This is a genomic window from Escherichia sp. TW09308 (genome assembly GCF_000208565.1).
GTDB classification, from domain to species: domain Bacteria; phylum Pseudomonadota; class Gammaproteobacteria; order Enterobacterales; family Enterobacteriaceae; genus Escherichia; species Escherichia marmotae.
This window is the reverse complement of sequence record NZ_AEME01000001.1, coordinates 3,297,666-3,311,371: the sequence shown is the minus strand read 5'-3', so window position 1 is coordinate 3,311,371 and position 13,706 is coordinate 3,297,666. Positions and strand designations below refer to the sequence as shown.

Genomic DNA, 13,706 nt, shown 5'->3' with positions numbered 1-13,706 from the left:
TTGGTTATTTCTTTCGTTGATTAAAATTTATAGAAAAGAAACTGAAAGTTCAATGGTGAAAAAAGAAATAAAACGAAATTTGTGATCGTTGAAAGAAAAGATAAGAGAAGTGAAAGGGATTGCATGATGGTGTAAATATCAGCACTGATTGCCGGATGCGGCGTAAACGCCTTATCCGCCTGGCTGTCACCAGCCGTAGGTCGGATAAGACATCCGACATTTACGCCGCAACGACGCTCCGTAGGTCGGATAAGACGCGTCAGCGTCGCATCCGACACCGGTGCAAAGGTCAAAACAAAAGAAAGACCTTGCGGGGGGAAGTGAAAGCCAGAAAAGAAACGAAAGTGTAAAACGTCACCCACTGTCTTTTACTAACAGCGGCGGGGCGCTTACCTTATATCCCTTCCTCGACCGGACATTCTTCATGGCAGCGATCCAGCTCGTCCACCAGACTGGTCAGCCCACGGTGTCCGCACTCCAACGCCTGCACGCGAAACTCTTCGCTACTTAACCCTTCACGTTCCAGCACCATCTCCAGTAACAGTTGCAAATTGGTGCCGGTGATCACTTCACAGCCCGGTTTTTGCATCGCCAGCGTTGAAGCCACGCGAAACGGCGTGCCGCCGAGCAAATCCGTCAGAAAAACAATGCCGTCTTCACAATCCAGTTGGGCGATGGCTTCTTCAAGCTGCGATGTAAGCAGCGCGGTGCTTGAGGTTTCCGGAAAATCGATGGCGATAAACTGCGATTGCTCACCGAGAATTTGTTTCATCGCTTTTTCCATGCCGCTGGCAAATCCGCCATGCCCTGTCAAAATAATACTTAACATCTATTACCTCATTGTATTTAAAGGAAATGGCAAAATTTACCGACGATGCCGAGAACCACCGTGATTGCAATCAGGCGCAACGGACTCCAGCCGCGACGTACCAGCCAGAACATGGTCAGGGTATAGGCCAGCGGTAAGAAGGCAGGCATCAGTTTGTCGATAACGTCAGCCTGCAACTTAACCACTGCGTCGCCCGCCGTGATTTCCAGAGTGGTGCTTAAACGGACATAGGTTGCAACCAGCGCGCCGATTACCGTCATCCCGACGATAGACGCCGCATGGCCGACTTTTTTGGTATTCGCTTTAATCAGCGGGATCGCCGCGACGCCCATGCGATAAGCGTAATGCGCAAGGCCAAAACGCAGACCGAGATGCACCACGTTGAACAGAACAATAAATACGACAGCGCCGAGAATAGATCCTTGCAACGCCAGACTGGCACCAATCCCGCCACAAATTGGTAGCAACGTCAGCCAGAACATCGCATCGCCAATCCCGCCCAGCGGCGCACCGACAGCAATCTTGGTGCTCTGAATACTGTTAACGTCCTGCTTGGAACGCTCCATCGCGAGGATAATGCCAATAACAAACGTCACCAGAAACGGGTGAGTATTGAAGAAACCCATATGCCCTTTCATGGCGCGCGCCAGGTCGCGTTTATTGGTGTGGATCTTTTTCAGTGCAGGTAACAGACCGTACAGCCAACCGGAAGCCTGCATACGTTCGTAGTTGAAAGAAGCCTGTAACAGCATGGAACGCCATGCGACGCGATTGATATCTTTTTTCGTTAGCTCTGCGCCAATGCTCTGATCTTCATATACGTTTTCATTGACGCCGTTCAGCAGTGTTTCTTCATTTTCGCTGACGTTCGGCAGGGTCGTTTGATTAGATGCCATCTTCAAATTCCTCTTTCTGTGCCGCAGGTTGAGTCGGTTCAGGAGATTTACGCAGCAGGTCGATCAGCGCCATCGCCAGCGCGGCGGCGGCAATAGCCAACACCGGTAACTTGAGCCAGGCGGCGGCAACGAACCCCAGGATGAAGTAAGGGATATAGACGTTTTTCATCATGATTTTCAGTAGTACGGCAAAACCGATTGCTGGCATGATGCCGCCCGCGACGCCGAGGCCGTCGATTAACCGTTGCGGCAGGACATCAATGATGGTTTTGGCATGTTCCGCACCGAAGTAAATTGGCAGGAAAGCGCAGAGAAAATAGAAGGTGCCGAGCGCCAGTAGCGCCAGATAGTTTACGCGCTCAATACCGCGCGTATCGGCATTCTCCGCCATTCGGTCGCAGCGGGACATCACACCAGACATCACCGAGAACAGGAAGGTAATCCCCATTTGTACCGCGACCGCGAAAGGTACGGCGACGCCGACCGCGACATCCGGTTTCACGCCGGTAGTGATGGCAAATGCCGTGCCGACGATAGTACCGATAATCACGTTAGGTGGCTGTGCGCCCGCCAGTGGAGCCAGCCCCATCCACACCAGCTCCAGTGTACCGCCAGTTAAAATACCGGTATGCAGATCGCCAAGTACCAGCCCGACCAACGGCCCGAGAACCACCGGGCGGTGTATATGGGTTAAGCCGTTAAACATATCCAGGCCAGCGATAAAGGCGATAATGCCCAACGCGAATGCCTGCAACAGACTGATTTCCATGATGAATCCCTCAAAGTAATTTAAAGAGGTCCACAGCAGGTTCTGTCGGGACGCCCTGAACGAAGCATTCCACCCCTGCGGATTTCAGGTCGTTAAATGCCGCGATATCGCCCGCATCCACAGAAACCGTTTTGGCGATTTGCTGCTTGCCATTGGCGTAGTGCATATTGCCAACGTTAATGCGGTTAACCGGAACTCCACCTTTAACCAGCGTCAGGAAATCGGCTGGTGTTTTACAAACCAGCAAGATTTTCTGCCGATCAGCAGCGCGGTGGATGTTGTCGATCACTTTTTGTAGTGTCCAGAAACGCACGGCGATCCCTTCTGCCAGCACCATTTCCATCAGGTTTTGTTGTACCGGATCTTCGGCAACCTCATCATTGGCTACCAGAACCAGATTTGCCCCCGCAAATCCAACCCACTGAACGCCGACCTGACCGTGAATCAAGCGTTCATCAATCCGGCTTAAAACAATATTTGGCATAGCGTGTTCCTCGTTTTTGTTATGGCTTACTGGCCTTCACAGGCAGCGTGGTACTGCGCCAGGATGTCCTGAATATGGTTAATAATGAGTGCCCGTGGCGTTGGCTGTAGCTCACCGGAGCGAACTTTTACGTATTGCAGCGGCAGGTACTGGCTGATGAGTGGCTGCGGAATTGGCGCATCTGCCAGGTTGCGGACCAGGTGGGCGAAAGCATCATCAATCTGCCGGTCTGGCCAGTAATAACGCACGCGATCCGAGTAACTGTAGCCGCGTGCCAGACGACGCGCGTTCCTGTCCCCGTGGTAATGGCTTTGCCAGTATTCCGGACGGTCGAGCATCACGTTTTCCAGTACCTGACGCAGACCAGAACAGGCTTTTGCTGGCACCAGTTCTTCTTCGATAGCCGCCAGAGAAAACAGGGCTTCACGTAGGGCGAAGGTCAGCGCCGGGCCAACTTTCAGAATGGCAAAGTGGTCAATGACCAACTGGCGCAGCGATTGCGGTGTTTGATAATCGGTAGAATGAGCTTCGAAAATCAGTGTTTCGTAGTTTTCGACCATCTGACTTAAGGCGATCGCTTTTGCAGGCTGATAATCAATAACGTTGGTGTGATCGAATTCGACGCCGGGTTGTACCACCAGCGCAATAATACGTGGCCAGATGGCATTCAGACCTTGCTTTTCAAAAGCATGACGATGGGCTTCCAGCGTGGTGCGGGCGGCATCCGGTGTAGTCACTGCCAGTTCGCTTAAGGTTTCATGTGCGCCGCCAGGAACCGGAACTTCAGTTCCAATGACATACACCAGATCGGCCTCGCCAAAGTGTTCACGGCAGGTTTCTTCCGCCACTTTCGCCAGGCGAGCGGCGCGTTCAGCAACGATGTCATCGGTTAAGGGGATCGGATCGCCCTGACAGGACATGCTGCAATCAAGGTGAATTTTTTTGAATCCCGCCGTGACGTAGCTTTTTATCAAATCATCGGCATTAGCCATCGCCTGGGTTGCGGGCAGGTTTTGCCAGCGGTTAGGTCCCAGATGATCGCCACCGAGAATTAGCATGTCTTGTGGGAAATTCAGCGAGTCGGCAAGCTGACAAACAAAGCCGCGAAAATCGGCAGGCGTCATTCCGGTATAACCGCCGAACTGATCCACCTGATTGGACGTTGCTTCAATCAGTAGTGGCGTTTGGTTTGAGAAGGCGTAGCGGATGGCAGCTTCCAGCACCAGCGGATGTGCGGAACAAACGGCATAAATCCCATTTGTTTTGCCCCCTTTGTGCTGCCTCACCATTTCTGTCAGATGTTTCACTTTCCTCTCCAGTTTAGATTACTGCAACCTTGATCTTTCGTTTTGTTTCAATTGATACTGCGTCATGGTGAGATAAAAATAAAACGAAAGATAATAGTTTTCTGATCTGATTCACAAAAGAAACATAATGAAAGTTTCTGAAACGAGGGGCGCTTGCGTCAATGGGCAATGTGGGCTTGCATTTGGTTAATAGAAAGGCGTTAATAAGCAAAACGAAATGAAACGAAAGTTTTACGAAAGGACTTACTATGAGTAATACCGACGCTTCAGGCGAGAAGCGAGTAACAGGCACCAGTGAGAGACGAGAACAGATCATTCAGCGCCTGCGGCAGCAAGGAAGTGTGCAAGTTAATGATCTATCGGCATTGTACGGCGTTTCTACGGTGACGATCCGTAACGATCTGGCATTTCTGGAAAAGCAGGGGATCGCCGTGCGTGCTTATGGTGGCGCGTTGATCTGCGATAGCACGACACCGTCAGTCGAACCTTCGGTGGAAGATAAAAGTGCGCTCAACACTGCGATGAAACGCAGCGTTGCGAAAGCTGCTGTTGAGCTGATTAAGCCTGGCCATCGCGTGATCCTCGACTCCGGAACCACAACCTTTGAGATTGCCCGTCTGATGCGCAAGCATACTGACGTGATTGCGATGACCAACGGTATGAACGTGGCTAATGCTTTGCTGGAAGCTGAGGGCGTTGAGCTACTGATGACCGGCGGGCATTTGCGCCGTCAGTCACAATCTTTTTATGGCGATCAGGCTGAACAATCGCTGCAAAATTACCACTTCGACATGCTGTTTCTCGGTGTAGATGCTATCGATCTGGAGCGCGGCGTCAGTACGCACAATGAAGATGAAGCCCGTTTGAACCGCCGGATGTGCGAAGTTGCGGAACGGATCATCGTGGTCACAGATTCCAGTAAGTTCAATCGCTCCAGTTTACATAAGATCATTGATACCCAGCGGATCGATATGATCATTGTCGATGAAGGCATTCCTGCGGATAGTCTGGAAGGGCTACGAAAGGCCGGGGTTGAGGTGATTCTGGTCGGGGAGAACGCGTCTTCGCTATGACTTACTATGCCCGATAAACGTGTGCCATCGGGCATAATACAAATTGAGTTATCAAGTCACCGGTGCCGGGTTAAACACCGCCAGTTGGTTATGCAGTCCCCATTGGTCTGAGAAGGTTTTCTTCTTCCCGCTGGCAACGTCGAGAATAAAGTGGAATAGTTTCCAGCCCACCTCTTCAATCGTCTCTTCGCCGGTGGCGATGGTGCCCGCATTAATATCCATCAAATCAAACCAACGGTTCGCCAGTTCAGTGCGGGTTGCCATTTTAATGACCGGCACTGCCATCAGGCCGTAAGGTGTACCGCGACCGGTCGTAAATACTTGAACGGTAATTCCTGAAGCCACCTGTTGGGTGCCACAGACAAAGTCGCTGGCTGGCGTCGCGGCGTAAATTAATCCACGTTTGGTCGGACGCTGCCCTGGCGACAGCACTTCTACAATCGCGCTTTTACCTGATTTGGCAATGGAGCCGAGAGCCTTCTCCACGACGTTTGCCAGACCGCCTTTTTTGTTTCCCGGCGAAGGGTTGGCGCTGCGGTCGGTTTTCCCCATATTGAGATAGTTGTCGTACCATTCCATCTCTTCCAGCAGACGCTTACCGACCTCTTCGTTAACGGCGCGCGGCGTCAGCAGATGAATGGCGTCGCGTACTTCCGTCACTTCCGAGAACATCACCGTTGCACCACAGCGCACCAGCAGATCAGACGCATAGCCAACCGCCGGATTGGCTGTCACGCCAGAAAACGCATCGCTGCCGCCGCACTGCATACCAACAACCAGTTCTGAAGCCGGGCAGGTTTCTCGCTGACGTTGATTCAGCTTGTGCAGATGGCGTTCGGCAACCTGCAAAATATCCTCAACCATTGACTGAAAACCGACATGCTTTTCATCCTGCAAGCTGACAATACTGGCGCTTTCCAGTGGAATAGCCTGCACATCGTCCGTACCGACCAGCAGGCGCTCTGGTTGCAATTTCTCGCATCCGAGGCCAATCACCATCACCTCGCCGCCAAAGTTTGGGTTCAGCGAAATGTTGTGAATGGTTCGAATAGGCACCACCGCCGCTGGGGCATTAATCGCCACGCCACAGCCGTACAGGTGATTCAGCCCCACCACACCATCGACGTTCGGGTATTTCGGCAGCAGGTCGCGCTCAATAATTTTCACCACGTAATCGACGACGCCTGCCACACAATGCACGCTGGTCGTGATGCCGAGCAGGTTCTTGGTGCCCACACTGCCATCGGCATTGCGATAGCCTTCAAAGGTATAACCTTCCAGCGGAGGTAAAGGTTCCGGCACTTTGGTTGCCAGAGGCAAAGTATGTAAGGGGGGCGCTTCAGGCAGAACCACCATCGATTCATCGATCCAGCTTCCACGTGGGATGGCGCGCATGGCGTAACCAATCACTTCGCCATAACGAATAATTTCGCCATCAGCAGGAATGTCGATCAATGCGACTTTATGCCCCTGGGGAATATGCTCAATTAATTCCAGGCCGTCCGGAAAACGCGTTCCTGCTTTCAGGCCATTATCATTAACAATAATTGCCACATTATCTGTGTCATGAACTTTTATATAAAACGCAGTCGGCGTTTCTTGTCTTATTTCGATATTGGCCATTGTTCAATATTCTCCAGCCAGGGGGATATTAAAATGAGCATTAGATCTCATTTAAAAATAAATAACTTCATTAGGTGAAATAAGAATGTCAGGAGTTTAACGGTAGAAATGTGATCAATGTCAATCATTTCAGGGATTGCGACGCTATCCGGCAAGGCAAAGCGTAAATCTGTGCTTTAGCGCGCAATGTTATGTGCATATGCTCAAAATAATATTTAAATTACATTATTTAAGTTCGCATTTGCACAATGATTATTATTACCCCGCTGCTTATACTAATTCACGAGGCCATTGTCATAACTATATGAATGGAACTCATAAATAATACCTTCCCAATAATAAAAATCAACATAAGTACCCGAGGTAAATAAAATGATTCTGGACACCATTGAAGAAAAAAAGAAAAGCGTGCATACCCGCTATTTAATATTATTTATTATTTTTATTGTGACAGCCGTTAACTATGCCGACCGTGCAACGCTGTCGATTGCCGGTACTGAAGTAGCAAAAGAACTGCAATTAAGCACGGTTTCGATGGGGTACATTTTCTCCGCTTTTGGCTGGGCCTATCTGCTAATGCAAATCCCTGGCGGCTGGCTGCTGGATAAGTTTGGATCGAAGAAAGTTTACACTTACAGCCTCTTTTTCTGGTCGCTGTTTACCTTCCTGCAAGGCTTTGTCGATATGTTCCCTATTGCCTGGGCAGGGATCTCCATGTTCTTCATGCGCTTTATGTTGGGCTTCTCGGAAGCGCCGTCATTCCCGGCGAACGCCCGTATTGTTGCCGCCTGGTTCCCGACTAAAGAACGTGGAACAGCTTCCGCCATCTTTAACTCGGCGCAATATTTCTCGCTGGCGCTCTTTTCGCCGCTGCTTGGCTGGCTGACTTTCGCCTGGGGCTGGGAGCACGTTTTTACCGTTATGGGGGGGATTGGTTTTGTACTAACGGCGCTGTGGATTAAGTTGATTCATAACCCGACAGACCATCCGCGCATGTCTGCAGAAGAGTTGAAGTTTATCTCCGAAAATGGTGCGGTGGTCGATATGGATCACAAAAAGCCAGGCGGTGCGACAGCAAGCGGTCCTAAGCTGCATTACATCAAGCAATTGCTCTCTAACCGCATGATGCTGGGGGTATTTTTCGGGCAATATTTTATCAACACCATCACCTGGTTCTTCCTCACCTGGTTCCCGATTTATCTGGTACAGGAAAAGGGGATGTCGATTCTGAAAGTCGGCCTGGTTGCGTCGATTCCGGCATTGTGTGGATTTGCTGGCGGCGTGCTTGGGGGTGTCTTCTCGGATTATCTGATCAAACGCGGTTTGTCACTGACTCTGGCACGTAAGCTACCAATTGTGCTGGGAATGTTGCTGGCTTCCACCATCATCTTATGTAACTACACCAACAACACCACGCTGGTGGTCATGCTGATGGCGTTAGCCTTCTTTGGCAAAGGATTTGGCGCACTGGGCTGGCCGGTGGTTTCCGATACCGCACCGAAAGAGATTGTTGGCCTCTGCGGCGGCGTCTTTAACGTCTTTGGCAATGTCGCCTCCATTGTTACTCCACTGGTGATTGGTTACCTGGTTAGTGAACTGCATTCCTTCAATGCGGCGCTGGTATTTGTGGGATGTTCGGCGCTGATGGCAATGGTCTGCTACCTCTTCGTGGTTGGTGACATTAAACGTATGGAATTGCAGAAATAAGCAAAGGTATAAGCGATGAATAACGATATTTTCCCCAATAAGTTCAAAGCCGCGTTGGCTGCGAAACAGGTACAGATTGGCTGCTGGTCAGCACTTTCCAACCCGATCAGCACTGAAGTTCTTGGTTTGGCTGGCTTTGACTGGCTGGTGCTGGATGGCGAACATGCGCCAAACGATATTTCCACGTTCATCCCGCAGTTGATGGCGTTGAAAGGTAGCGCCAGTGCGCCAGTAGTGAGGGTGCCGACCAACGAACCGGTGATTATTAAGCGCCTGTTAGATATCGGTTTTTACAACTTCCTGATCCCCTTTGTCGAAACGGAAGAAGACGCGGTACAGGCGGTAGCATCAACGCGTTATCCACCAGAAGGTATTCGCGGCGTCTCCGTTTCTCACCGCGCCAATATGTTTGGCACCGTACCGGACTATTTCGCCCGGTCGAATAAGAACATCGCCATTCTGGCGCAAATCGAAAGCCAGCAGGGCGTCGATAACGTTGACGCCATCGCTGCGACCGAAGGCGTTGATGGCATTTTCGTTGGCCCCAGCGATCTGGCGGCGGCATTAGGTCATCTCGGCAATGCGTCACATCCGGAGGTACAAAAAGCGATTCAACATATTTTCAACCGCGCCAGCGCTTACGGTAAACCCAGTGGCATCCTCGCGCCAGTTGAAGCCGATGCACGCCGTTATCTGGAATGGGGTGCCACATTTGTCGCTGTCGGCAGCGACCTCGGTATTTTCCGCTCCGCCACGCAGAAACTGGCAGATGCCTTTAAAAAATAACGACCACCGCAACAAGAGAGATAATTGATATGACTATGAAAGTTGGTTTTATTGGCCTGGGTATTATGGGTAAACCAATGAGTAAAAACCTTCTGAAAGCAGGTTACTCGCTGGTGGTTTCTGACCGTAATCCAGAAGCTATCGCTGACGTGATTACCGCAGGCGCAGAAACCGCGTCTACGGCTAAAGCCATCGCTGAACAGTGCGATGTCATCATTACCATGCTGCCAAACTCTCCGCACGTGAAAGAAGTGGCGCTGGGGGAAAATGGCATCATTGAAGGTGCAAAACCAGGGACGGTATTAATCGATATGAGTTCAATCGCTCCGCTGGCAAGCCGTGAAATCAGCGAAGCACTGAAAGCGAAAGGTATTGATATGCTGGACGCCCCGGTGAGCGGCGGTGAACCGAAAGCCATCGATGGTACCCTGTCAGTGATGGTGGGTGGCGACAAAGCTATTTTCGACAAATACTATGACTTGATGAAAGCGATGGCGGGATCCGTTGTATATACCGGAGAAATCGGTGCAGGCAACGTCACCAAACTGGCAAACCAGGTCATTGTAGCGCTGAATATTGCGGCGATGTCAGAAGCGTTAACGCTGGCAACCAAAGCGGGCGTTAATCCTGATCTGGTTTATCAGGCGATTCGTGGTGGGCTGGCGGGAAGTACTGTACTCGATGCAAAAGCGCCGATGGTGATGGACAGGAATTTCAAGCCGGGCTTCCGTATCGATCTGCATATTAAGGATCTGGCAAATGCGCTGGATACCTCCCATGACGTTGGTGCGCAATTGCCGCTGACCGCAGTGGTCATGGAGATGATGCAGGCGCTGCGTGCCGATGGGCTGGGAACAGCAGACCACAGCGCTCTGGCGTGCTACTACGAAAAACTGGCGAAAGTCGAAGTCACTCGCGAGTGACTTCGTGCCCGGATGGCGTGGTGCAATCCGGGCTGGGAGCCAGGCCGAATAAGAGAAACGCCCTCCGGCGTCATGTGGTAACAGGCAAAGATATGAAAATCGTAATCGCCCCAGACTCTTACAAAGAAAGTTTATCTGCCAGCGAGGTTGCGCAGGCGATAGAAAAGGGATTTCGGGAAATTTTTCCTTGATGCACACTATGTTTCTGTTCCCGTTGCTGATGGCGGTGAAGGAACGGTGGAAGCGATGATTGCTGCCACTCAGGGGGCCGAACGTCAAGCCTGGGTTACGGGGCCGCTGGGTGAGAAGGTGAATGCCTGTTGGGGGATCTCTGGCGACGGTAAAACCGCGTTTATTGAAATGGCGGCGGCCAGTGGGCTAGCGTTGGTTCCAGCGGAAAAGCGTGATCCGTTGGTGACCACTTCTCGTGGTACGGGTGAATTAATCTTGCAGGCGCTGGAGAGCGGCGCAACCACTATTATTATCGGCATTGGCGGCAGTGCTACCAATGATGGCGGCGCGGGAATGGTGCAGGCGCTGGGAGCGAAGTTAAGCGATGCCAGTGGTAATGAAATCGGCTTTGGCGGCGGCAGCCTCAATACCCTGAATACCATTGATATCTCTGGCCTTGATCCACGCTTAAAGGATTGTACGATTCGCGTCGCCTGCGATGTCACCAATCCGCTGGTGGGCGACAGCGGCGCGTCACGTATCTTTGGCCCGCAGAAAGGGGCTAATGAAGCCACGATTGTTGAGCTGGACAAGAATCTCTCTCACTATGCTGATGTCATCAAAAAATCGCTGTATGTTGATGTGAAAGACGTCCCCGGATCTGGTGCTGCGGGCGGTATGGGGGCGGCGCTAATGGCGTTTCTTGGTGCAGAGCTAAAGAGCGGCATTGAGATTGTGACTACGGCGTTGAATCTGGAAGAACATATTCACGATTGTACGTTGGTGATCACCGGAGAAGGGCGCATTGATAGCCAGAGTATCCACGGCAAAGTACCGATTGGCGTAGCGAACGTCGCGAAGAAATACCATAAACCGGTAATTGGTATTGCAGGGAGTCTGACGAAGGATGTCGGCGTTGTGCATCAGCACGGCATCGATGCCGTATTCAGCGTGTTGAACAGCATTGTTACCCTGGATGAAGCTTTCAGCGGGGCTTATGACAATATTTACCGCGCTTCACGCAATATCGCCGCCACACTGGCGATTGGAATGCGCAGTGCGGGGTGACAAGGGCGTGCAAACCCTCTATACTTCGCGCCGAAGCTGACCAGACAGTCGCCGCTTCGTCGTCGTCCTCTTCGGGGGAGACGGGCGGAGGGGAGGAAAGTCCGGGCTCCATAGGGCAGGGTGCCAGGTAACGCCTGGGGGGGAAACCCACGACCAGTGCAACAGAGAGCAAACCGCCGATGGCCCACGCAAGTGGGATCAGGTAAGGGTGAAAGGGTGCGGTAAGAGCGCACCGCGCGGCTGGTAACAGTCCGTGGCACGGTAAACTCCACCCGGAGCAAGGCCAAATAGGGGTTCATAAGGTACGGCCCGTACTGAACCCGGGTAGGCTGCTTGAGCCAGTGAGCGATTGCTGGCCTAGATGAATGACTGTCCACGACAGAACCTTAATATAAACACTCTTTTTAGCCATCCTGTGGTCTATGCTGATAACTTACTTCGAATAGCAATTATTAGTTTTGTGATCCTCAACACAAAATGCTATTCGGTAACCGTAAAACAAGAATAAATCATGGGAAACGATTGCGTTCACAAAATGACGTCCTGCCATTGAGAGGAAAAATGACGTTAATCAATTGTTTTGTTTGTTTAATATATGTTTGTTAGGTTTTAAGCTTTTGCTATAATCAATGTTTCATCTTCAACAAATGGCGCAAAAAAATGTGATGTGCCGCATTATTTATCTATGAAAACGATTTATTTATAATAAAATTTGATAACTTGCGCATTAAATTTAACTTAAAATTCGTCTGCGAAATACACGGTAATTGATTGAAATATCGTCTAAGCGCATTTTCTAATAAGAAAAATCAAGCGTGTTGTTATCGCCATAAAATATGGTTATCCCCCCTTGTTTTTTTGATAAAAGTCAGGCTTTGTGTTGATTTTTATTGTCTAACTCATTGATATTAAATGGATATATCGCTTTAAGGATTTACCTGGAAAACTATTGAAAGTTAATTTGTGAGTGGTCGCACATATCCTGTTCATTCCATTTTGATACAATTCATTCCGTCAATGAGGTAATTAACGCAGGTTGTTATGAGCACTATTCTTCTTCCTAAAACGCAACACCTGGTAGTCTTTCAGGAAGTCATCAGAAGTGGCTCTATTGGATCGGCTGCAAAAGAATTAGGGTTAACTCAACCAGCGGTAAGTAAAATCATTAACGATATTGAAGATTATTTTGGCGTTGAATTAGTCGTTCGGAAAAATACCGGCGTAACGCTGACGCCTGCTGGTCAATTGTTGCTCTCTCGTTCCGAATCCATTACCCGCGAAATGAAAAATATGGTTAATGAGATTAGCGGTATGTCCACTGAGGCTGTAGTGGAAGTCTCATTTGGTTTTCCATCGCTGATTGGCTTTACCTTTATGTCCGGGATGATCAACAAATTCAAAGAGGTGTTCCCGAAAGCGCAGGTCTCAATGTATGAAGCGCAACTGTCTTCGTTCTTACCGGCTATCCGCGATGGGCGCCTGGATTTTGCGATAGGTACGTTAAGTGCAGAAATGAAGCTTCAGGATTTGCATGTTGAGCCGCTGTTCGAATCAGAATTCGTGCTGGTTGCCGGTAAGTCCCGAACATGCACCGGCACCACCACGCTGGAGTCTTTGAAGAACGAACAGTGGGTGTTGCCACAAACGAATATGGGATACTACAGCGAGCTACTCACCACGCTACAAAGAAATGGCATCAGTATTGAAAACATCGTTAAAACCGACTCGGTTGTCACCATTTATAATCTTGTTCTCAATGCTGATTTCTTAACCGTTATTCCCTGCGATATGACTTCACCTTTTGGTTCTAATCAATTTATTACTATTCCGGTTGAGGAAACGTTGCCGGTGGCACGATATGCCGCAGTATGGTCAAAAAATTATCGTATCAAAAAAGCAGCATCAGTTTTGGTGGAATTAGCTAAAGAGTATTCATCTTATAATGGGTGTCGACGAAGGCAATTAATAGAAGTTGGTTAGTTATTTGTTTTTTATTTAAACATGAATAATCCACCTGTATTTTTACAGGTGTTGGTTACGGTTACCTACAAATTTAATTCAGGCGAAGAG

Annotated in this window: 12 protein-coding genes, 1 other RNA gene and 1 pseudogene; 7 read left to right on the top strand and 7 right to left on the bottom strand. The window is 50.0% G+C overall.

The features are described from left to right. Positions 1-20: 20 nt before the first annotated feature. The 6 genes from ESM_RS1000000128715 to kbaZ are packed head-to-tail and all read right to left on the bottom strand — an operon-like array spanning position 21 to position 4,285. Entirely contained in the window at positions 21-362 is a 342-nt protein-coding gene (locus ESM_RS1000000128715) for a hypothetical protein (protein WP_143403480.1), read from the bottom strand. 32 nt (positions 363-394) lie between these two features. Further along, a complete protein-coding gene (agaF, locus tag ESM_RS0115690; RefSeq protein WP_000948828.1) occupies positions 395-829 on the bottom strand; it encodes a PTS galactosamine/N-acetylgalactosamine transporter subunit IIA in 435 nt (144 codons plus the stop codon). Between the two features lie 17 nt (positions 830-846). Continuing rightward, positions 847-1,725, bottom strand: coding sequence for a PTS N-acetylgalactosamine transporter subunit IID (gene agaE / locus ESM_RS0115685; RefSeq protein ID WP_010379159.1), 879 nt, complete (start codon positions 1,723-1,725; stop codon positions 847-849). Next, positions 1,715-2,494, bottom strand: coding sequence for a PTS N-acetylgalactosamine transporter subunit IIC (gene agaW / locus ESM_RS0115680; protein ID WP_000406200.1), 780 nt, complete (start codon positions 2,492-2,494; stop codon positions 1,715-1,717). Before agaW ends, agaE begins: the two co-directional genes overlap by 11 nt. Positions 2,495-2,504: 10 nt before the next feature. After that, positions 2,505-2,978 (bottom strand): PTS N-acetylgalactosamine transporter subunit IIB, encoded by a 474-nt coding sequence (agaV, locus tag ESM_RS0115675; protein WP_001132993.1) that lies wholly within the window; start codon positions 2,976-2,978, stop codon positions 2,505-2,507. A gap of 26 nt (positions 2,979-3,004) precedes the next feature. Next, positions 3,005-4,285: a tagatose-bisphosphate aldolase subunit KbaZ gene (kbaZ, locus tag ESM_RS0115670; RefSeq protein ID WP_000681963.1), complete on the bottom strand. Its 1,281-nt coding sequence runs from the start codon at positions 4,283-4,285 to the stop codon at positions 3,005-3,007. 248 nt (positions 4,286-4,533) lie between these two features. Here kbaZ and agaR point away from each other — a divergent pair, with 248 nt between their 5' ends. After that, entirely contained in the window at positions 4,534-5,358 is an 825-nt protein-coding gene (gene agaR, locus ESM_RS0115665; RefSeq protein WP_000072182.1) for an aga operon transcriptional regulator AgaR, read from the top strand. Between the two features lie 51 nt (positions 5,359-5,409). On the opposite strand, the gene garD is transcribed toward agaR, so the two are convergent. Continuing rightward, positions 5,410-6,981 carry a galactarate dehydratase gene (gene garD, locus ESM_RS0115660; protein ID WP_001273732.1) on the bottom strand — a complete coding sequence of 524 codons (1,572 nt, stop codon included), beginning with the start codon at positions 6,979-6,981 and terminating at the stop codon, positions 5,410-5,412. A 372-nt stretch (positions 6,982-7,353) separates the two neighbouring features. Here garD and garP point away from each other — a divergent pair, with 372 nt between their 5' ends. From garP to tdcA, 6 genes and pseudogenes are all read left to right on the top strand, one after another. After that, entirely contained in the window at positions 7,354-8,688 is a 1,335-nt protein-coding gene (gene garP, locus ESM_RS0115655; RefSeq protein ID WP_000599621.1) for a galactarate/glucarate/glycerate transporter GarP, read from the top strand. 15 nt (positions 8,689-8,703) lie between these two features. Then, a complete protein-coding gene (gene garL / locus ESM_RS0115650) occupies positions 8,704-9,474 on the top strand; it encodes a 2-dehydro-3-deoxyglucarate aldolase (RefSeq protein WP_001058055.1) in 771 nt (256 codons plus the stop codon). 29 nt (positions 9,475-9,503) lie between these two features. Next, complete coding sequence (gene garR / locus ESM_RS0115645; RefSeq protein ID WP_000178109.1) at positions 9,504-10,397, top strand: 2-hydroxy-3-oxopropionate reductase; 894 nt, start codon at positions 9,504-9,506, stop codon at positions 10,395-10,397. Between the two features lie 92 nt (positions 10,398-10,489). Further along, a pseudogene (gene garK, locus ESM_RS01000000125060) lies at positions 10,490-11,636 on the top strand (glycerate 2-kinase). Positions 11,637-11,668: 32 nt separating this feature from the next. Beyond that, positions 11,669-12,044, top strand: an RNA gene (gene rnpB / locus ESM_RS1000000126945) — RNase P RNA component class A. Positions 12,045-12,677: 633 nt separating this feature from the next. Continuing rightward, a complete protein-coding gene (gene tdcA, locus ESM_RS0115635; RefSeq protein WP_000104220.1) occupies positions 12,678-13,616 on the top strand; it encodes a transcriptional regulator TdcA in 939 nt (312 codons plus the stop codon). Positions 13,617-13,706 lie beyond the last annotated feature (90 nt).

Coding starts and splice junctions, on each gene's coding strand:
- agaF (WP_000948828.1), bottom strand. CDS start 829: ATGTTAAGTATTATTTTGACAGGGCATGGCGGATTTGCCAGCGGCATG.
- agaE (WP_010379159.1), bottom strand. CDS start 1,725: ATGGCATCTAATCAAACGACCCTGCCGAACGTCAGCGAAAATGAAGAA.
- agaW (WP_000406200.1), bottom strand. CDS start 2,494: ATGGAAATCAGTCTGTTGCAGGCATTCGCGTTGGGCATTATCGCCTTT.
- agaV (WP_001132993.1), bottom strand. CDS start 2,978: ATGCCAAATATTGTTTTAAGCCGGATTGATGAACGCTTGATTCACGGT.
- agaR (WP_000072182.1), top strand. CDS start 4,534: ATGAGTAATACCGACGCTTCAGGCGAGAAGCGAGTAACAGGCACCAGT.
- garD (WP_001273732.1), bottom strand. CDS start 6,981: ATGGCCAATATCGAAATAAGACAAGAAACGCCGACTGCGTTTTATATA.
- garP (WP_000599621.1), top strand. CDS start 7,354: ATGATTCTGGACACCATTGAAGAAAAAAAGAAAAGCGTGCATACCCGC.
- garL (WP_001058055.1), top strand. CDS start 8,704: ATGAATAACGATATTTTCCCCAATAAGTTCAAAGCCGCGTTGGCTGCG.
- garR (WP_000178109.1), top strand. CDS start 9,504: ATGACTATGAAAGTTGGTTTTATTGGCCTGGGTATTATGGGTAAACCA.
- tdcA (WP_000104220.1), top strand. CDS start 12,678: ATGAGCACTATTCTTCTTCCTAAAACGCAACACCTGGTAGTCTTTCAG.